Genomic DNA, 21,027 nt, shown 5'->3' with positions numbered 1-21,027 from the left:
AAAATAAATAATAATCAATTAGAAAACTTGTAAACTGTTAAATATAAAACATTGTAAAAATGTAATCTAATTATTGTTGCAAATTTTAAATTCAAGAAATATTTAATATTGAGTTTGTGTTTTACTTTCTAATTTTGCTTACATAAGTTTTAGAAAATATAAGTTATATCCTTGATTTATAAATTGTTTAAAAATTTATGATTTTGTCTAATTAAACCAACATTCATTAAATTAAAATTTATCTGTGCCTTCTAAGTTTAAACGTCTTGCTGCTATAGATGTGGGCTCAAATAGTTTGCATTTGGTTATTGCTAAAGTTTCACCAGATGGGAAATTTAGTGTTCTAGATAAAATGAAAGCCCCAGTTAGATTAGGGGAAGGAGGAGGCAAATTTTTACATCTTTCTGATGATGCAATTTCTGAAGGAGTTAAAGCATTAAAAAGCTTTGCAAAGATTGCTAAAGAAAATAATGTTGATGCAATTAGAGCAGTTGCAACAAGTGCTGTTCGAGAAGCAGAAAACAAAGATGTATTTGTCGAAAAAGTTTTTAACGAATCTGGTATTAATATTGAAGTTGTTTCCGGTTACGAAGAATCAAGATTGATTTTTCTTGGTGCTTCTAAATCACTGGAACTTGAAAAAAGTAAAATTGGTTTGTGTGATATTGGTGGTGGTAGTGCGGAATTATTATCAGCAAACAATGGTGAATTAGCATTTGCTACAAGTTTTAAAATTGGAGCAATCAGAATGAGCGAAAAGTACTTTCCAAACGAAGATGTAAATCAACTTCAAGTTGAAGATTGCAAAGAGTTTATTCGTAATGAAATTTTTTTAGCTGCTGAAACTATAAAAAATAATGGCTTTAAAAAGTTTGTTGGAACAAGTGGTACTATTCAAACTCTTGCTTCAATGGTGCTTGCAATGCGTGGTGAAAAAATTCCAGATAATCTTAACGGAGTTACTATTAAGAGAAAAGAGATTGATGAAATAACTGAAAATATAATACAAGCAAAAAATTTTAGTAAAAGAGCTAAACTCCCAGGAATGGATCCAAAGCGAGCTGATATAATTGTTGCAGGTGCTATTACTTTTCAAACAATACTTTATTCATTAGATGTAAAAGAGTTTGTTGTCAGCAATTATGCTCTTCGTGAGGGAATTTTAATTGATTGGATTGATAAGCAGATTAGTGAATCTTCAGATGAAATTGCTGGTTATCATTTAGGAAATGAAAGGTTAGAAAGTATTTTAATTACTGGAAATAAATATCAATTCTCCGAAATTCATGGAACTCATGTTTGCAAAATGGCATTGAAAATATATGATGATTTATTTGAATTGCACAATTTACCACAGGAAGCTCGTGCTTACTTAGAAGCCGCTTCATTGCTACATGACATTGGTTATTTTATCTCAAAATCATCTCACCACAAACATTCACTCTACTTAATTCGGCATAGCGAAATGTATGGTTTTACAGAAAATGAATTAGGAATGATTGGTAACACAACTCGTTATCATAGAAAATCTCATCCTAAAATTACTCATAACGATTATCAAGGTTTATCAATTAAAGAAAAAGAAATAGTTAATAAATTAGCTTCTATTTTAAGAATAGCTGAAGGGCTAGACCGTTCGCACAAACAAATTGTAAATGATATTACAACAAAATTTGATAAAGATTCAATTACTTTTAATTTGAAAATTAATAATGATGAAGATCCTCAACTTGAGGTATGGAGTGCAGAAAGGAAGAAAGGACTAATGGAGGAAGTATATGAAAGAAATATTAAATTTGAGTTTTAAATTAATTTTTGTAATCATTAAAATATTAATATAATATTAAATCTGTTTAATACAACTAGTTGTTTTAGAAAATATTTATTTCAACCTAAATGTTATATCATTATGATTACAAGAATTAGAATAATTATCATGCTCTCTTCCTCTTTATTTATTTGCAGTTTTACTAATTTATTATATTCTCATTCAAATGAAGATGATTAGCCATGTAAAGATTTTCAGGATCAGAATTTAATGCTCAGACCTTTGGTAAAAACTAACACAGGAGATACTAAATTAGGGCCAATACTTCGCCCAATTGCCTCATACAAATATATAAAGTATTACGATTCTTGTACCATCACTTGTTTGTTTACTACATTTAAATTGAATCAGAGTAGAATTAGATTATTAAATTTTTGTCAGATGAAAAGAAGGCTTGAGGGGAATACAGATTCATTAAGAATAGCAAATAGTAAAACAGATTTTTTTACTTTAAGAAAAGGGGATTCCTTGAGTTTTTTTAGAAGATTTAATTGGATAAGTTCTATTAATCAAAATAGAGATTATTCTTCAGAAGATACTTTGAGTTTTTCAGTATAACTAATTTCTTACTCTGAAAATAAAAGATTGAAATTACTTGATAGTATAATGATTCCAACAAAAATTGAAGATGAAAAACCTGTGATATATTCTATTAATCCTATTATCTTTTCAATCAAATATAAAGTACCAGATAGTTTAAATAATAAATTATGTTACTTGAGAATCAACTCATATCAAAGAGGAAAAGACCCATTTTATATTTTGCGAAAAGATGAAATAAATGTTGAAGATTTATATAAGGATTACCAAACCCCATATTTTAATGCATTATTAAAATCAAATGATGATTTTATTAGAATTTCTAATTGATTTCATAAGATTTAATTATTAATTTGTTAAAGAAAAAAAATAAATCAAAATAAAAAACTATCTAAAAATATTTGATTTAATATTAAAATTAATTTATTAAGTTTGTGATAGATTGTTAAGATATTAGGATTATTTTTTATAATTTTAAATTTATATTAGAATGAATAACAAAATTTCAGCACAGCACAGCACAGCACAGCACAGCACAGTTAAAAAAGATTCAAACCTTTATTTAACTATGTTATGTTTATTTACAATTTCATTGAGTTTAGTTAGCGTAAAAAATGCCTTTGCTCAAATACAATATTGTGGACCTGATACTACTGGTTGTACGCCTTGGGTTCAATCCTCATTAAACATAGTTCCACCTTGTTGCCCTTCTTGTACCGTAAAAGTTTTTTATGCATATCGTTGGTGTGGGGCTAATAATTGCGAAGTTTCTCCTACTAGTTGGTCTTTAACTCCAAGTGCAGCTTGCCTTTCATTCTTGCAATTATTTGAGCCAAATTACCCAAGTCATTTACCTTTTAATAGTGTAGCTTATACTGATTGGATGAATTATTCTTTTGGCCAGATTAGTACTGATTTATTTACAAAAAGATATAATGCATTAAAAATTATTAATCAAGAATCATCATTAGAATGCCCTAACATAGCTACACATTTTCGTTACTATGAGACTTCATGTACAGCATGTTGTGTTTATGATGATTATAGAAATTATCCATATGCAATTGATAGATTTGTAGTGAAAGTTAACTGTAATAATAATTCATGCTGTTTTATAAGTAGGGATTATTGTTGGGACACTAGTGCTACTCCACCAGGACCAAAATACACTCAAACTGTCTCATCAAATCCACCAGAACCTGTCTGCCCAAATGAATTACCTACTTGCAGTTATATTTTTGGAGGAGGTGTAGTTCCAAATTATTTAACTTACTTATATACTACAGATTGTATTTCTCCTTGTGCAAATCCTCCTACCTCAATTATTTTAAAAGATACTTTAATACCAAGAATTTCAAAAACATATTGATAATTGATTATGAAAAAAATTATAATTCTCGTATATTTTATTACTAGTTTTAACTTGATTAGTCAAGTATCAATATCACCAAAAATCCTTTGGGAAAGAACATATTTAACTGGTAAAACCAACCCAAATGACCAAGAGATTTTACCACTAACAGTACAAGAAACATTTGATAAAAGCCTACTTATTAAAGCATATAGATATGATATAAATTCTGCAATTTTGAAAACTAATTCAAATGGAGAGAAAATATGGTTGAGTACAATTGGTGATAGCTCTATGACACCTATATACCCAATTTCAATTAATTTTAATAGAACTGATAATATCATTAAGTTTAGAGGGCTTTGGACAGGATTTGGATCTGGTGGAGTTTTTTCAATAGGAAGTATAAATTATCTAAATGGTGATACATCAAATTTCTATTTAAAAAAAGGGAAAGATGATTTTAATAAAACTTTGCCATTAGTTTGCAATACTAACGAAAATGGTTTATTCTTAAGTTTTAATTCAGGTGGTTATAAAAGTCCATCAGATAGTGGAAAAAAATTTTATTACTTCAGAAAATTAGACGAAAAGGATAGTTTAGTATGGAGGGATTCACTAAGCTTCCCAGATTCGGTTCAAAGCGGTAGTGGAATTGTAATCAGAACAAATGATGATGGATACCTTTTTACAAGTGTATTACTGTATCCAACAATTAGTAGAAGATTAATAATGGTAAAATACAATTCTAGCTTAAAATTAGATTGGGTTAAATATTATGATAATTATGAAAATGTAAAAGGTTTAGTTCAAACCCCAGATGGAGGTTATGTTATTTGTGTGGTAAATTCAGAAGGTGCAATCATGCCAAAACAACCAGTAAGTTATTTATTAAAGTTTGATTCGAAAGGTGAGAAAAGTTGGCAAAAATCATTTTCACTAGATGATTTTACAGATTTGAGATCACTACATTTTCTAAACAATAAATTAGGTTTTGTGATTAGTGGAACATTAGCAAAAAAGGGAGTTTGGAACAATGGACCACCAAATTTAGGAAGATATTATTTATATGGATCAAAGAAATTTTTGTTAATGACAACAGATTTGTTGGGTAATATAACAAGTACTAATATTTGGCAACCAGATACATTAGATTGTAATCCAAGTGATGCAATTCAAACCTCAGATGGTAATTTTGTAGTAGTTGGAGAAAAGGTAAAAAGTACATATACAACAACCCAAGATAACTTGCCATTTGGTTATGTAGCCAAAATTGAGAATCAAATAAGTGAAGTCCAAAATGAAAATAAACAAAATAATATAAAAAGTGAAATCAGTGGAAATAAACTAAAAATAATTTTCACTAGTTTAGAAAAGCCTATCAAAATTAATTTATATGATTTGAATGGTAAGAGTTTGTTTGAAAGAACTTTAAGCAACAATCAAAAGAAAATGGATATAGATTTATCAAACTTTGTTACAGGTTATTATTTTATAAATTTAATTTATGAGAATCATAAGATAGAAACAAAAAAGATAATCTATGAAAAGTAAAGTCTTCTAAATAAAGTAAATCAAGACTTGGACTATAAAAGTTCAGGTCTTTTTTTTTATGAAACTTAATCATAAGTGCGTTATGCTTATTTTTGAAAAATCAAAATCTAAGGACTTGATTGGTTAATAATAATTATACGAATTATGAAAAAGGGAATTTCAATTTTATTGTTGTTACTATTAAATTTATCAATAATAGTTAAAAGCCAACAAGGTGGCGGAACTGCTGGTTTTAGTTCAAACACTTGCAAGCAATTGCCAGAATTTGCCCGTAAGCTCGGCTTCAATGTTAGTTTGGCAGCATTTAGTACTACTGAGAAGAAAACTAAGGGAATAGTCTTTATGGAATATACTAACAGCCCTAATAGAAGAGTATATCAACATCCAACTTGGAAATTAGTTGGTACATTAGGTCCTATTGTTACAACTGAAGAAGGAGTAGTATTTACAGCTCCATTGCCAAGCGTAAACATATTAGAAAACTTGCCAATGAAACAAAATATAATTTATCGTATTAACCCAAACACTGGAGAAATGGGTTCGTTTTTAGACCTCCCAAAAGCAAAAAACCCAGGTCCAACTAATTCATTTGGAATTTTAGGAATGGATTATTCATGTGATAAAAAAGTAATGTATGTTTCTTCAGTTTCAGGTTCAGATTTAAAAACAGAATATGGTAGAATTTTTGCTATTTCACTAAACCAAGGTAAACCAGAGGTTATAAATCAATTAAATAACATTGATGGTTTTGCAGTCTGTTATGGTACTTTAAATTCAGAAAAAAGATTGTTTTTTGGTAGGGCTAGAACATCAGATGTATATTCAATTGCAGTTGATGAAAAAGGTAAATTTATAGGCAAACCAAGGTTCGAATTAACTCTAGTCCAGTTAGGACCAAGGGGTGATGACCGAGCAAGAAAAATTAGATTTGTAAATGGAGATTTAGTTATTAGTGGTGTTGAATTTTTCTTTAATCTAATTGCACCAAGTGAGAAACAAGAGACTCAATATACATTTAGGTATTCCGAATATTATAATCAATGGCAATTAGTAGGGCTTAAATAAAATATCTAATTTTTATTTTTAGATGAAAATGTAATTGTCTTAATACAATTTAGGATTTGAGATTACAAATTTGAATAGTTTTTTATTAAGTAAGATTTTAACTAAAGCAATTACAAATGAATAAATTATTTTGATAAAAAATATATATCACCAACAGAAAAAGAAGAATAATGAAATAGCTTCAAAGTATCCTAATTTTAAACATAATTATTTAATTGGTGTTATTAATGGTGTAATTTTCAATTTTGGTTTAAGTTTTTTTAGCCGTGATACTATAATACCTGTTTACCTCGCATCATTAGGAGCACCAAGCTTAGTTATATCATTTGTGGCTTTGTTTGATTCGTTAGGTTGGTACTTCCCTCAACTATTTGTTGCTAAGTATTTACTTCATCTTGAAGAGAAATTGCCAATTTATAAAAGAGCAGTTTTCTTAAGAATATTCGGAATTTTATTGGCTGTATTTTCAGCCAATTTAGCTTTTAATATAGAAAGTAAAAGCTATGCACTTATTACTTTTGTTTTGGGTTTTGGGATATTCTGTTTTTCTGGAGGAATATCTGGAGTCGTGTTTACAGATATTGTATATAAGACGGTACCAAAAGAAAAAAGAGGAACCTATTTTGCATGGAGGGCAATTGGGAGCGGTATAATTGGCATATATGCTGGGGTTGGAATAATCAAACCTATTATTAAAAATTACGAATATCCACTAAATTATCTGATTTTATTTTCGAGTGGCGCAGTACTAATGTTGGTTGCTTTCATATTATTTTTTTATACAAAAGAACCCAAGGATAAAAATGTATTGTTAGAAGAAAGGACTTTCAAAAAGCAAATCAAAACTGCTGTAACTATTCTAAAGCAAAATAAAACTTATAGAAATTTTGTATTGCTTCAATGTTTAATGAATTTGTGGTTCGCTGGGGTTCCATTTGTAATGCTATATGCAAAGGAAAACCTAGGAGCAATTGATATTCAAATTGGTGAATTTATAACTTGGGGTTTTGCTGGAACCATAATTTCTAATTTACTTTTAGGTTATATTTCAAATCAAATTGGGAATAAATCTTTAATGGTAACTGGTACTATTTCAGCTCTATTTGTTTCTATATCATTATTAGTTTTTCCTTATTTATCAATTCCATTTTGGACATTTGGTTTTATATTTTTTGCTTCTGCAACTGCTGAAACTGGAATTAGCACTGGTAGCATGAATTATATGCTGGAAACAGTGCCCGAAGAAGATAGAACAACTTATATTGGTTTGAAAAATACTCTTAGTGCATTTGCATATTGCATAGCCGCATTAATAGGGTCTTTAAGAGATATTTATGGGGCTAGAAGTATTTTTTATGTAACAGGAGTTATTGCAATTGCAGCATTATTTTTACTTTATTTTTTACCAGAACCTAGAGCAAAGCTAATGATAAAAGTTTATGAATAAGTAATTTAAAAGTTAATTTACAAATTAAGTTATTAGTTAATCTTTCATCCATTTACAATACCACAATTCAAACATTAGTAACATCCAAAGTTTTGCCCATCGGTTTTCGCTATAATTATTAAGCATAGATTTAATGCCCTTAACAGAAAGAATCCCATCTTTAACAGCAGAGCCATTAAAAAGTTTTTTTTCAATTAATATATTTAAATCATTCTTCAACCAATGCCTAATTGGAGCACCAAAACCCTTCTTACTTCTTTGAATTGTTTGAGCTGGAAGAAGAGTTGATAAAGCTTTTTTTAAAAGATATTTCTTGTCATTATTTTTGTAAATAAATTCGTCTTCAATACTCATAATGTATTCAGCAAGAGTATGCTCAAGCAATGGAGTTCTTGCTTCTAGGGAAACTGACATAGTTGCTCTGTCAACTTTTGTGAGAATATCATCAACTAAATAAGTATTTATATCTAGCAATCGAAGTGATGTTGTTGGAGGTAATTTTGGGTCATAAAATTTATCAAACAACCATAAATGATTTTGATCAAAGTTCTTATATTCATTACATAAAATTTTGTTTCTCTCATCAGTATCAAAAAATCCAACCAACCTAAAGTAGCTCTGCATATCATTTTCAAGTGAGTATTTATCATAATAAGATAATCTCTCGCCATAAGGTAAAAAACTTAAATTTGAGAATAAACCTTTTACTTTAGATTTCAGGGAATTTTTACTTTGATGTAAATTAATAAAGGAATCATACCGATGATAACCAAAAAATAATTCATCTCCTCCATCTCCAGCTAAAGCAACTTTTACATTTTGTGCTGTAAACTTCGAAAGATAATATGTAGGGATTGAAGATGAATCAACAAAAGGTTCATCATAAATATTTGCAATAATATCCAACAAATTTTCTGCATCAATTACATCAACAATTTTTTCATAATGATTAGCATGGAATTTTTCTGCAATTTCTTTTGCAAACTGAAGTTCATTATTTTTTTGATAATCAAATCCAATTGTAAATGTTTGTACATCAGATGAATCAATGCTTGCAAGCCCACATACAGCACTTGAATCTAGTCCGCCACTTAAAAAAATACCAACTGGGACATCACTAACTGACCATAATTTTACTGAACTTTTTAGTTTGTCATAAATTGTTGAAACGATTTCATCTTCAGTTTGGTGCTTAGGATTATACCGAAGTTCCCAATATTTATTTAGTGAGATTGTTCCGTTTGAATAGATTAATTTATACCCTGCTTCAAGTTTATTTACTCCTTTAAATATAGATTTATTATTTGGAACGTATCCGTAAGCAAAGTAGTCGTTTAAAGCATCTTTACAAATTTCTTTTTTAAAATTTGTAAATTGAATAATTGATTTTAATTCAGATCCAAATACAAAATTATTATAATCATGAAAATAATAGAGTGGCTTAATACCTAAACGATCACGAGCAATAAACAAATTATTTTTCTGCAAATCATAAATTGCAAAAGCAAACATACCTTGAAATTTCTGCAAACAATCAGCTCCCCATTGTTTGTAAGAATATAAAACAACTTCAGAATCACTTTGTGAATTGAAAGAATAGCCTAAACTTAAGAGTTCTTGTTTGATTGATGAGTAATTGTAAACTTCGCCATTAAACACAATTGTCAAATCACCATCTATGGTTGACATTGGCTGAGAGCCAGCTTCTGTAAGGTCTATAATTGAAAGTCTACGAAAACCTAAACCAACTCGATGATTTGGCGAGATGTAAACTCCACAAGAATCAGGACCTCTATGGGTTAAAGTATCTCTCATAGCCAATAAGTTCTTATCATCAATTATGTTTTTACTAACAATACCAACAAATCCGCACAAATTATTTAAAAAGAATTAAGTTGAAATTTAGAAGAATCAAATTTAAAGCATATATTATTTAAAAAAAAAAATAGTTATTAAATTGATGTAAATAAATATTTCTAAATTTGTTTATATTAATTGATTAACAAAAAAAAACTTCAAGTAATTTATTTACTTGAAGTTTTTGAATTAAAAAATCAATTTAAATTTTTTATTTGGATAAATCTACTACTTGATAAATAGTATTACATTCTGTAAATGAAACAGCAATTTTATTCATTTGAAAACCATCTTTCGAAAAAGTGGCAACATAAGTCATTGGTGCAATTAGATTTTCTAATTTAAAGTAACCTTCACCATTTGTGTTCCCTTTTGCAATTTGATTCATTCCATTTTGATAAACAATTACTTCAACTCCTTCAAGCCAACCACCATCTTTTGTATTTGCATCTTTAACTCTTAGAGCAAGTTTAGCAGTATTGCAACTGTCTGGTTTATCTGTAATATTTTTTTGAATTTTCATTGAATTCTCATAAACTTTATTACATTCTAATGCAAATTCAGTTTCAATAGTTTTATAACCTTCAATATTAAAACTAACACCATATTTGCCAGGACAAAGCTTTTCGAAAACCAATTTACCAGCATTAATTGGGGTAGTAGCAATTACTTTCCCACCCAGATACAATATACCTTTTCCATTCAAACCAATTTTAGATCCATTAGCATCAAGAATACTGAAATAGGCTTTGCCATTACAACATGAATCATTATTCGGAGGGTTAATATTTTGTGATGCCTTAACTTCTATAACAAAAGTTGCATTACATTCTAGAACAAACTTACCTTCAAGACCTTTATATAATTCTGAAGCAAATCCATATGAATAAACACCACTACATAATTTTTCAAAACCAATTTTACCATTTACTAAAGTCCCAAAAGTTAATAGTTTTCCATCTTTATATAGGCTAACTTTTCCACTAACAATTTTACTACTAGAAAGTGCTTCATCTTTAAAGCTAAAATTAACTTGACCATTACAACAACTATCAGTTCCAGTTATTACTTTTGTTAAATTATATTTCATATCAATTGTGGCATTGCACTCCAAAGAAAATCTACCTTCTATATTTTTATAGCCATCTTTTCCAGTCCAGAATAAATATGCACCAGCACATAATTTGCTAAAAGTAGCAACTCCAATATCATTAGAATTTGCAACAATTGTTGAGCCATTTGGTCTTTGCAATTTGATTGCAGCACCAACAACAGGCTTTCCATCTTGGTTATTCAAATACAAATTAACTTTCCCGTTACAACAAGAATCGTCTGTAGTAATTTTCTTTCCTAATGAAATACGAATTAGCTTAGTCTCATTACATTTTTGGTCAAAAACTTGTTCAACAACATCAAACCCTTCTCTTGCAATTCTAATTCCATGTTTTCCAGGGCAAAGGTTTGAGAAGCTAGCGCCACCTGCATCGGAAGTTTTTGAGACATCAACCTTACCGTTTGGTCTTGTTAATTTAACTTCAACTCCAACAATCATTTTATCAGTTGGATCTATGACAGTAACTAACAGAGCACCTTTACAACAACTATCATTATTTACATCATCAGATTTTTTCTTCATCATAGGAGTTTCTTTCATTTCACCATTACACTTCATTTCAAATGCAAATTCAATTACTCCATATCCTTCTTTCGAAATCATAACAATATCTTTACCTTCGCATAGACCAGTATATTTTACTCCTTCAAGTGTAGTCTTTAATGATTTCATTTTACGAGATGCTAAAGAAACATCAGCATCAACAATTGGCATATTAAATTCGTCAACTGGAATAACAATTAAAACTCCATTACAGCAGCCTGAATCTTTTTTCTCACCCCCTTTATCATCAGAAACTTTCAGCCTTGAATCAATTATTGTTGAATCACAAAAATTTACAATTAGAGGTCTTTCATCAACCTTATATCCTTCTTTTGAGATTCTAATTGAATATATACCTTTGCAGATATTCTCAAAAATGACTTTTCCAGATGCATCAGTTTTAACAGTAGTAACAGGACGGTCACCTTTCCCCTTATTGAACAATCTTACTTCTGCTCCCTCAATCATATTCTTAGTAACTTCATCACTTACAGAAACTCGAACATAAGCACAACAACTATCAACGTGAGTTAAAGATAATAAAATCCCATTTCTTTTTTCACCAGCTGAAGACACTAATTCTTTTGCAGAAAATGTTGCAGGCAAAAATTCATCATGTAATATGTCAATGCTTATTGTAGATAAATCAGATGGAATATTCTTTAAAAGAAACTCTCCAACATCATTCGCAGTATCAATTGCGACAATATTCTTTGCACCATCCTTAGCTGATACAATTGCTAATGGTACAATGTGCCCTTGTTCATCGTTTATTATCCCAGAAAAATCTGAAATATTTGAATTAGTTGTACTTGTTACAGGATCTTTTTGGCAAGCTGATATTAAAAATAATATCGGGATGATAATTAAAAAAAGGCTTTTGAAATTTTTCATAAATAGTTAAACTTATATGTGATAAAATAAAATAATACAAATTGAAAGTTAACAAAGGATACTCTACTAATTTTTATTAAGTATATTGAAGACCCCAAAGTTAACTATAAACTTACATAAAGATTTATTTTATAAAGTTAAAATTGTACTCAAATCATATTGAGTATTTTTGTTTTTAAAAAAAAATCAATATAATGATTTAAATTCGATAGAATTACTAATCTTGTCTTTGAATAAAAAATAAAGTATGTTCAGATCTTAATATTTAAAAATGAAAAAAGTACTTATAGTAGCATATTATTTTCCCCCTTCAGGAGGACCAGGAGTTCAGAGAGTTTTGAAATACACACGGTATTTGAGGGAGTTTGGGTGGGAACCAATTATATTGACAGTAAAAAATGGCAATTTCCCAGCAATTGATGAAAGTCTTATTAAAGAAATTCCAGAAGGTGTAAATGTTGTAAGAACAGAAATTTTTGAACCTTACGATTTGTATAGAAAGTTAACAGGTAAATCAAAAAATACAGCAATTGATGTTAATACATTAAGGAAAGATGGAGCTAAAATCTCCTTTACTGAAAGAATTTCTGAGTTTATAAGGGCAACATTTTTTATTCCAGATGCAAGAATTGGTTGGCATAAAGCAGCAGTTGATGCAGGATTAAAATTAATAAAAAATGAGGGTATTTCAGCAATATATAGTTCTTCACCTCCTTATACTTGTTCTGTAATTGCAAGAACTTTAAAGCGAAAAAGTGGTTTACCATGGATAGCTGGTTTTAGGGATCCATGGACAGGGTTTTTGACTACTCCAAAAAGATGGTGGCTACCTGCTAAAATTGATAGTAAATTGGAAAAAGCAGTTTTTGAAGAATCAGATGCAATTGAAGTGGCTTGGCTTGGAATTATGAAGGATGCAATCACAAAATATCCAGAATTAAACAAAGACAAATTTCATCATTTGCCAAATGGATTCGATAGTAATGATTATCCAAATGTAAATGAATCTGAAAGAACAGACTTTAGATTTACTATTACATATGCAGGATCTATGTATGGAAGAAGAAATCCAGCTGCATTTTTTAAGGCATTGGAAAAGTTGCATTATAGAAAAGAAATTGATATTACGAAAATTAGACTTAGGTTTATTGGTCGCTTTGGTGATGAAGTTTTGGAAATGTTTAAATCTACAGATATTCGAAATTGTATTGAAGTTATAGGTTATATGCAACATAATGAACTAACTAAACAGTTATTACTTAGCGATGCATTGCTTTTAATTGTTGATGAAAGTGATGATAGCAATGAAATTGTCCCAGGCAAAGTATATGAATATATTGGAAGTGGAAAAGGAGTTTTAGCTATAGCACCGGAAAAAAGTGCAATTGCAGATTTGATAAAAGAGACAAATAGTGGTTATGTTGCGCATCAATCGAATTTAGATGGAATTGCAGATTCATTTCTAATATTTTATAATGCTCATCAAAATGGTGGAAGTATAATAAATCCAAAAATGGAAATTATTAATAAATATGAAAGAAGAACTACAACAGGAATTCTTGCAGATTTATTAAATAGAGTAACTAAAAAATAAAACTCTACATTAAGGTTAATAAATTGAAGATATCAGGAATTAAAACCTGTTTTATCCTTATATGATTAATATTAAAGAACTATCAGAAATATATTTTAATGGCAAAATTAATGAATCAGAAAGTGAATTACTAACTGAGTTGTTAGAACTTGCTTCGAAATTAAAGTATGAAGACCCTACAAAATCGTTAGAAATTGCAGAGGTATGTTTAGAGCTTTCAGAAGAATTGTTAAATGACTCAGCAAAAGCATTGTCGAATAGGTTAATTGGAGTTGCTCATTTTAATTTGGGGAATTATGATCTTTCAAAAATTCATTTTGAAAATGCACATTTATTGTTTGAATTTTTAGAAGATAAGAATGGAATTGCTGAAGTTGTCGGAAATATTGGAAATTTATATGATGTACTAGGAGACTATACTAATGCTCTAAAAAATTATCAATTATCTAGCTCAATGTGGATTGAACTAGAGTCTCATAATGATGTTGCGAAGGTTACCTATAATATTGGTGGAGTTTATTTGAGTTTGGGTGATAACAACAAAGCTTTAGAAACTTACATTCTAGTTAAAGATATATATGAAAAGTTGTCAAATAAAAAGCAATTAACAATTGCATTTGGAAGCATTGGAAGCGTTTATTTGATTTTAGGAGAGTATTCAAAAGCATTGGAGCATTTTAAACAAGCCCATTCCTTAGCTAAAGAACTTGAGAATCAGATTGAAATTGCTCAGACACATGAAAATATAGGTAGTGTATATTGGAGTTTAGGAGAATACAACTTGGGAATTAATGAGTTTAAAGAGGCATTAATTATTAGGGAAAAATTTCAAAATGATATTGATGTTGCCAGAATTTCTGCAAATATCGGTGTGTTATATTGGAGTATTGGTGATTTTATTAAATCTTTTAAATATTATCAAGCAGCTTTAAAATTAGAAGTTTCATTAGTTAACATTGAAGGAATAGCTAGGTTGAATTGCAACATTGGGAACATCTTAACATCTGTAGGTGAAGTTGATAAAGGGCTTGAATGCTATGAAATTTCTTTAAGCGAATCAATTAAACTTAACAATAAAAATTATATTGCCGATTTATATTCTTGTATTGGCAAATCACATTATTTAAAAGATAACTTTTTAGTTGCTTTAAATTATTATGAAAAAGGATTAACTCTAGGGAAAGAAATTAATGATCGGCTACTTATTGGTAAATGTTATTTATATATTGGTGAAACTTTACACAAATTAAAAAGAGATAAGGATTCATTAAAGAATTTGGAAATAGCTTTGGAAATTTTAAGAGATGAATTAAAAACAAACCAAGGCATACCAGAAATTTTGATAGCGTTAGGTTCTATTTCAATTGAAAAAAAAGAGTTTGAAATAGGTATAAAAACTCTATTGGAAGGTTGTAATATTTCTTATGAATTAAGTTTAAAACCAATTCAGTATGAAGCTCATAGAGAGCTTTCAATTGCATACTCCAAAGTAAATGATTTTAAACAAGCATATGAACATCATATTAAATTCCATGATTTAAAAGAAGAAGTTATAAATGATAAATCCTCCAAACAAGCTCAACTATTAGAGTATAATCGAAAAGTTGAAGAAGCTGAAAGAGATAGAATTGTTAAGATTGTAAGGTTTCAAGAACAAGAGAAAATACTTAATAATATTTTGCCATTAACAATTACTGAACGATTAATTAATGGAGAAAACCCAATTGCTGATAACATAGAAATTGCTTCGGTGATGTTTATGGATATAGTGAATTTTACCAATTTATCTACTTTAGTAAATGCAGATCAATTAGTATTTATCTTAAATTCTATTTTTACAAAATGTGATTCAATAATGGAAGAATATGGAATAGAAAAAGTGAAAACGATTGGGGATGCATATATGGCAGTTGCTGGGGCACCAGAATTTCAAGCAGATCATGCTTATAGGATTTCTTGTGCAGCATTATCAATAATTGATTCTATAAAAAATCTTGAAATCAAAGTTCCTGAAAATTTAGGTAATAATGAATGGATAAAAAAAATAGGTCAAATTCAAGTTAGAATTGGTTTGCATTGTGGAGGTATGATTGCAGGAGTTATTGGAGAGAAAAAATTCTTATATGATTTATGGGGTGATTCTGTTAACACTGCAAGTAGAATGGAAAGCCATGGTGAGATTGGCAAAGTACATATAAGTGAGGATTTTTATAATGAATTATTGAATTCAGATAAATTTAATGTAACTAATTTTGAATCTAGAGGAGAAATCGATATTAAGGGTAAAGGTTTGATGAGAACATATTTTTTAATTGATAAAACTAATTCTTAGTTTTGTAAAAGTACTTCCGTTTACCAAAAGTGTGAAAAAAACTATTTCCATATTTCTTTTATTAACCATATTGTTTCAAACAATTGGATACTCACTTGTGTTTATAATCTCAAGGGATTTAATAAGGAAAGATGTAAAAATAATAATTTCCAAAATGGAAGGGAAACATTTAGTCAAAATCGATTTAAATTCAGTTTCAATTAATGAAATATCATACAAAGAAAAAGACGAAATTAGTTACAAAGGAAATTTGTATGATATAGTTAAAGTTGAAAACAATAATGGTAAAGTATGTTTGGTTTGTTACTTAGATAAAAAAGAAACAATTTTAAACACTACTTTTAAAAATTCAAATGACGAAAATACTGGTAATGGTAAGTCATGCAATCAAAAAAAAAACAATTTATTTGTATTAGTTAATATAGATTCATTACCTCTTGAAAGCCTTTGTATCAAAATTTCTCTAAGAACATTGATTGAATATCTTTCATCTTACAAAGGAATTTTTCCCTCCAAAATTTATAATGATATATTAATTCCTCCGCCAAAATTAATTGCTTGATATTTAGCAGACGTTAATAAAAACGCCAATTCAATGAGATAAACATTTAGCTAAATTATTCTCTATTTATATGTATAAAGATTGGTGATGTCAGTAAATTCAAAATTAATTTTAAAATACAAATAAACACAATGAATAAAATATCTTCAATAATCCTTTTTATATCAGTTCACACATTTTTGATTGCTCAAGATTCTAGTAAAATTATTGACAACTCTGAAAAAACTTTGAGTTCAAGTAAATATTTAGAATCAAAAGATCTGTACCCAAATTCAAATAATAACCAAAATGAAATTACAAAAAATAAAGAAGTTGGACTGGTTAGTTCTACCAAACCTGAAGAATACAAAAATAGAATCGAAACAACTAATAAAAATAGTTCAATTGAAAATTTATTAAGTTCAAAAAAACTTAATCCAAATGATGTTAAAAATTTTAAAGATTCTAGTAAAGTTATAGAAGGAAAAGAAGTAATAATAAGTGCAAGTAAATTTGAAGAACCTAAATCTCAGATAACAAACCAAGTAATATCAGTCAATTCGATTGAGTTAGAACAAAGTAATTCACAAACCACTGCTGATGCATTGTCAAATTTGGGGAATGTATTTATTCAAAAAAGTCAAGGGGGGGGAGGAAGCACCATTTTACGCGGATTTGAAGCAAACAAAACTTTATTAGTTGTTGATGATGTTAGAATGAATAACGCAATTTTTAGGGGTGGTCATTTGCAAAATGTTCTAAGAGTTGATAACTCATCTTTAAATAAATTGGAAGTAGTGTTTGGTCCTGGCTCTACAGTTTATGGAAGTGATGCATTAGGTGGGGTTATGCACTTCAGAACTATATCCCCTTTGACTGGATTTAGTGAAAATTATAATTTATTTGGGGATGCTTTTCTTAGGTTTTCAAGTGCAAATAATGAATTGACAGGGCACGCAGATTTGAATATTGGGTTTGAGAAATTTGCTTCAATAACATCTTTTACTTACTCTGAATTTGGGGATACCAAACAAGGTCAGAATGATAAAGTAATGATAAATGTAAAAGATAGCACAGGTAAAATAACCAAATCTTATGCAGCCTTCGACAGAAATTTTTATGTTGAAAGAATTAATAATATCGATTCTATAATCACAAACCCAAGCCCTGAAATTCAAGTTGGAACAAAGTTCAATCAGTATAACTTATTGCAAAAATTTAAATATATTCAATGTGATAATATTGAACATACTTTGAGTTTCCATTTAACAAATACATCAGATGTTCCTCGTTATGATAGATTAACAGATCTTAGCAATAGCAAACTAAAATTTGCTGAATGGTATTATGGTCCTGAAAAATGGATGATGTTAAATTATAGGTTAGATGTTTCAGATAAAACATTTTTGTACGATAATATTAATACAATTATTGCATATCAGAATTTTGAAGAAAGCAGGCAAAGTAGAAGACTTAATAATAAATTACTAAAAAGTCAAATAGAAAAAGTAAATGTATATTCTGGGAATGTTGATGCAATTAAAAAGTATGAAAATCACATAATAAAATATGGGTTGGAAGTAGTTTACAATGATGTAAAGTCATCTGCTACAAATACGGACATTGTTAGTAATGCTGTTACAGCTGCTAATACTAGATATCCTGATGGTGGTAGTAATACGAGTTCTTATGCAGTTTATTTTACAGATAAATTATCATTAAATGATTATATTTTTTTAGAAGCAGGAGCAAGGCTTAATAGCAATTCTTTAACTGCAAAATTTATTGATAAAACATTCTTTCCATTCCCTTATAATGAAGCAGTGCAAAACAATATTTCATTTAGTGGTAATCTTGGAGTTATCTATTCACCTAACAATAATTTGCGTTTTTCTTTACTTGGATCATCTGGCTACAGAACTCCAAATGTTGATGATATAGCAAAAGTATTTGAATCTGGTTCTGGTTCACTTATAATTCCAAATCCAGATTTAAAATCTGAAAAAGTATATAACGGTGAATTTTCAATTGATGCTAATTTCTCAATATTTAAGTTAAATACTACAGCTTATTATACCACTTTGAATGATGCTATAACTGTTGAGCCAATAAAATTGAATGGTCAAGATTCAGTTAGTTATGATGGAACAATGAGTAAAGTTGTTACTAGCGTAAATAAACTTAAAGCAAACATTAAAGGATTTTCAATTGGACTAAACGCTAACTTTTATGATGGATTTAATTTTTATGGGAATGTAAATTTAACACAAGGAAGAATTGAATCTGGCGATTCAACAACACCTCTAGATCATGTACCACCAGTGTATGGAAATATAGGAATTAGCTATAATGCAAACTCTTTTAATGCTGAATTTTATTATATGTTTAATGGTGAAAAAAAACTTGAAGATTATAAACTTGATGGTGAAGATAATATCGAGTATGCAACTCCTGAAGGAATGCCTGCATGGAGTACATTAAATTTTAAAAGTTCTTATATGCTATTTAAAAATATTAGAATTCAAGCTGGTATAGAAAATATTTTAGATAAAAATTATAGAACATTTGGTTCTGGATTTAGTTCACCAGGAAGAAATATATTTGTAACATTAAGAACAAAATTTTAGTAAATTTATTTTTAAGTGGTTCTTACTAAAAGGACCACTTAAATATTTTATAAATATGAAATCTATAACAATATTAAGTTTTAATAATTAACTTGTTCAACTTTATTAAGTTATATTGCACGTCCATATGATAACATCACTATTCTTACCAGATCCTGAAGGATTCTCCTTACAACACGCTAAAATCCTTTGTACTTTAGGTCCGGCAACTGCTACACCTGAGAAAATAAGAGATTTAATTGAAGTTGGGGCAGACGCAATCAGATTGAATTTCTCACATGCTGCCTATGAAACTCATAAAGCACTTTTTGATATTACTCGAAAAGTTTCATCAGAAATGAACAAGCATATCCCAATTATTCAAGATTTGCAAGGTCCTAAAATTAGAGTTGGTGCTTTGCCAAACGGACCAATAACTTTGGTAACAAATGAAGTTGTAACAATAACTGTTGAAAAAGTTCTTCCTGGCGATAACCGCATTCCATCTGGTTATAAGAACCTAATAAATGATGTAAAAGTTGGTGATTCAATTTTAATTGATGATGGATTGCTTGCTTTAAAAGTTGAGTCAAAAGATAATTCTAATGTTTATTGTAGAGTAATTAATGGTGGTTTGTTGAAAGAAAAAAAAGGTATGAATTTACCTGGAGTAAAAATTAGTGAACCATCAATGACAGAAAAGGATTTAGAAGATTTAGATTTTGGATTAAAATTAGGAGTTGATTATGTTGCACTATCATTTGTTAGGTCAGCAAAAGATATTACATCAATTAAAGAATTAATACAAAAAAAAGGATATTCAACGCCAGTTATTGCTAAGATTGAAAAAGTAGAAGCACTTATGGAACTTGATTCAATAATTTTAGCGTCAGATGCAATAATGATTGCAAGAGGTGATTTAGGTGTTGAAATTCCAAGTCATGAAGTTCCTTTATGGCAAAAAAGAATCATAAAAAAATGTAATCAAGCCGGAAGATGTGTCATAACAGCAACTCAAATGCTTGAATCTATGGTAATGAATCCTAGACCTACAAGGGCTGAATCATCTGATGTTGCAAATGCTGTTCTTGATGGTACTGATGTTGTTATGCTTAGTGCTGAAACTTCAGTTGGTGCTTACCCTATTGAATCTGTTAGAACAATGAATGATATAATTGAAAGTGCTGAAAGCATTATGCTTTATGGACAAAGTATTAAACATCCACCATCTATTCAAAATGAAGATGAAAGATCAGAATATGCTATTGCTTCTGCTGCTTGTGAACTTTCAGAACAAGTTGGTGCAAAAGCAATTCTGTGTTTTACTTATAGAGGTGTAACTGCTAAAATGATGTCAAGGCAAAGACCAGACATTCCAATAATTGCTATTACTCAAAATGAAAAAATTTGTAGAATGTTAATGTTGTATAATGGTGTTGAAGCTCTTGCACTAAAAGAACAACCTGTTTCAACTGATGATGCAATTGTATTAATGAAGAAAACTGCATTTGAAAACGGTTATGTTAAAAAAGGTGATAGAGTTATTCTTACTGCTGGATACCCAGTTGTTACAAAAGCACGAACTAACATGATGGTTATTGATGTTATCTAATTCCCAAAATTTTAATTGAATTATTTTTATATGTAATTAAATTTTAGAAATGTTTTTATAAGGTGTAAAAAGCTAAAAAAAATGTTAATGCTAAACAGAACAAATTACCCCTATCGCAAGTACTTTTGAACAAATCAACACTAATATTG

Annotated in this window: 14 protein-coding genes; 12 read left to right on the top strand and 2 right to left on the bottom strand. The window is 29.0% G+C overall.

Going from position 1 to position 21,027, the window contains the following annotated elements; translation table 11 throughout:
• The first annotated feature begins 244 nt into the window (after positions 1-244).
• The 7 genes from IPP08_11915 (at position 245) to IPP08_11885 (ending at position 7,785) form a co-directional block, all read left to right on the top strand.
• Positions 245-1,807 carry a Ppx/GppA family phosphatase gene (locus IPP08_11915; GenBank protein ID QQS66447.1) on the top strand — a complete coding sequence of 521 codons (1,563 nt, stop codon included), beginning with the start codon at positions 245-247 and terminating at the stop codon, positions 1,805-1,807.
• A 231-nt stretch (positions 1,808-2,038) separates the two neighbouring features.
• Positions 2,039-2,386 carry a hypothetical protein gene (locus IPP08_11910; GenBank protein QQS66446.1) on the top strand — a complete coding sequence of 116 codons (348 nt, stop codon included), beginning with the start codon at positions 2,039-2,041 and terminating at the stop codon, positions 2,384-2,386.
• 27 nt (positions 2,387-2,413) lie between these two features.
• Complete coding sequence (locus tag IPP08_11905) at positions 2,414-2,698, top strand: hypothetical protein (GenBank protein QQS66445.1); 285 nt, start codon at positions 2,414-2,416, stop codon at positions 2,696-2,698.
• 160 nt (positions 2,699-2,858) lie between these two features.
• On the top strand, positions 2,859-3,737 hold the full coding sequence (locus IPP08_11900) for a hypothetical protein (protein QQS66444.1): 879 nt from the start codon (positions 2,859-2,861) through the stop codon (positions 3,735-3,737).
• Between the two features lie 9 nt (positions 3,738-3,746).
• On the top strand, positions 3,747-5,273 hold the full coding sequence (locus IPP08_11895) for a T9SS type A sorting domain-containing protein (protein ID QQS66443.1): 1,527 nt from the start codon (positions 3,747-3,749) through the stop codon (positions 5,271-5,273).
• A gap of 144 nt (positions 5,274-5,417) precedes the next feature.
• Entirely contained in the window at positions 5,418-6,338 is a 921-nt protein-coding gene (locus IPP08_11890) for a hypothetical protein (protein QQS66442.1), read from the top strand.
• Positions 6,339-6,468: 130 nt separating this feature from the next.
• Positions 6,469-7,785, top strand: coding sequence for an MFS transporter (locus IPP08_11885; GenBank protein QQS66441.1), 1,317 nt, complete (start codon positions 6,469-6,471; stop codon positions 7,783-7,785).
• Between the two features lie 36 nt (positions 7,786-7,821).
• On the opposite strand, the gene asnB is transcribed toward IPP08_11885, so the two are convergent.
• Together asnB and IPP08_11875 are read right to left on the bottom strand one after the other, a co-directional pair.
• Positions 7,822-9,660, bottom strand: coding sequence for an asparagine synthase (glutamine-hydrolyzing) (asnB, locus tag IPP08_11880; protein QQS66440.1), 1,839 nt, complete (start codon positions 9,658-9,660; stop codon positions 7,822-7,824).
• 193 nt (positions 9,661-9,853) lie between these two features.
• On the bottom strand, positions 9,854-12,193 hold the full coding sequence (locus IPP08_11875; protein ID QQS66439.1) for a carboxypeptidase regulatory-like domain-containing protein: 2,340 nt from the start codon (positions 12,191-12,193) through the stop codon (positions 9,854-9,856).
• Between the two features lie 271 nt (positions 12,194-12,464).
• On the opposite strand from IPP08_11875, the gene IPP08_11870 reads away from it, so the two are divergent.
• The 5 genes from IPP08_11870 to pyk all read left to right on the top strand — a co-directional run bounded on the left by IPP08_11870 (position 12,465) and on the right by pyk (position 20,878).
• Positions 12,465-13,787, top strand: coding sequence for a hypothetical protein (locus tag IPP08_11870; protein QQS66438.1), 1,323 nt, complete (start codon positions 12,465-12,467; stop codon positions 13,785-13,787).
• 61 nt (positions 13,788-13,848) lie between these two features.
• Positions 13,849-16,119 carry a tetratricopeptide repeat protein gene (locus IPP08_11865; protein ID QQS66437.1) on the top strand — a complete coding sequence of 757 codons (2,271 nt, stop codon included), beginning with the start codon at positions 13,849-13,851 and terminating at the stop codon, positions 16,117-16,119.
• 154 nt (positions 16,120-16,273) lie between these two features.
• The gene (locus IPP08_11860) at positions 16,274-16,681 is read left to right on the top strand and encodes a hypothetical protein (protein ID QQS66436.1); all 408 of its coding nucleotides are present in this window, start codon (positions 16,274-16,276) and stop codon (positions 16,679-16,681) included.
• Between the two features lie 131 nt (positions 16,682-16,812).
• On the top strand, positions 16,813-19,287 hold the full coding sequence (locus tag IPP08_11855) for a TonB-dependent receptor (GenBank protein QQS66435.1): 2,475 nt from the start codon (positions 16,813-16,815) through the stop codon (positions 19,285-19,287).
• A gap of 127 nt (positions 19,288-19,414) precedes the next feature.
• Complete coding sequence (gene pyk / locus IPP08_11850) at positions 19,415-20,878, top strand: pyruvate kinase (GenBank protein ID QQS66434.1); 1,464 nt, start codon at positions 19,415-19,417, stop codon at positions 20,876-20,878.
• Positions 20,879-21,027 lie beyond the last annotated feature (149 nt).

Source organism: Chlorobiota bacterium, assembly GCA_016700335.1.
Lineage (GTDB): Bacteria > Bacteroidota > Ignavibacteria > OLB7 > OLB7.
This window is presented reverse-complemented; position numbering and strand designations above follow the sequence as displayed.

Bases quoted from the DNA above. Each gene is read 5' to 3' on its own strand.
- IPP08_11910 (QQS66446.1), top strand. From the start codon at position 2,039: ATGCTCAGACCTTTGGTAAAAACTAACACAGGAGATACTAAATTAGGG.
- IPP08_11900 (QQS66444.1), top strand. From the start codon at position 2,859: ATGAATAACAAAATTTCAGCACAGCACAGCACAGCACAGCACAGCACA.
- IPP08_11895 (QQS66443.1), top strand. From the start codon at position 3,747: ATGAAAAAAATTATAATTCTCGTATATTTTATTACTAGTTTTAACTTG.
- IPP08_11890 (QQS66442.1), top strand. From the start codon at position 5,418: ATGAAAAAGGGAATTTCAATTTTATTGTTGTTACTATTAAATTTATCA.
- IPP08_11875 (QQS66439.1), bottom strand. From the start codon at position 12,193: ATGAAAAATTTCAAAAGCCTTTTTTTAATTATCATCCCGATATTATTT.
- IPP08_11870 (QQS66438.1), top strand. From the start codon at position 12,465: ATGAAAAAAGTACTTATAGTAGCATATTATTTTCCCCCTTCAGGAGGA.
- IPP08_11865 (QQS66437.1), top strand. From the start codon at position 13,849: ATGATTAATATTAAAGAACTATCAGAAATATATTTTAATGGCAAAATT.
- IPP08_11860 (QQS66436.1), top strand. From the start codon at position 16,274: ATGGAAGGGAAACATTTAGTCAAAATCGATTTAAATTCAGTTTCAATT.
- IPP08_11855 (QQS66435.1), top strand. From the start codon at position 16,813: ATGAATAAAATATCTTCAATAATCCTTTTTATATCAGTTCACACATTT.
- pyk (QQS66434.1), top strand. From the start codon at position 19,415: ATGATAACATCACTATTCTTACCAGATCCTGAAGGATTCTCCTTACAA.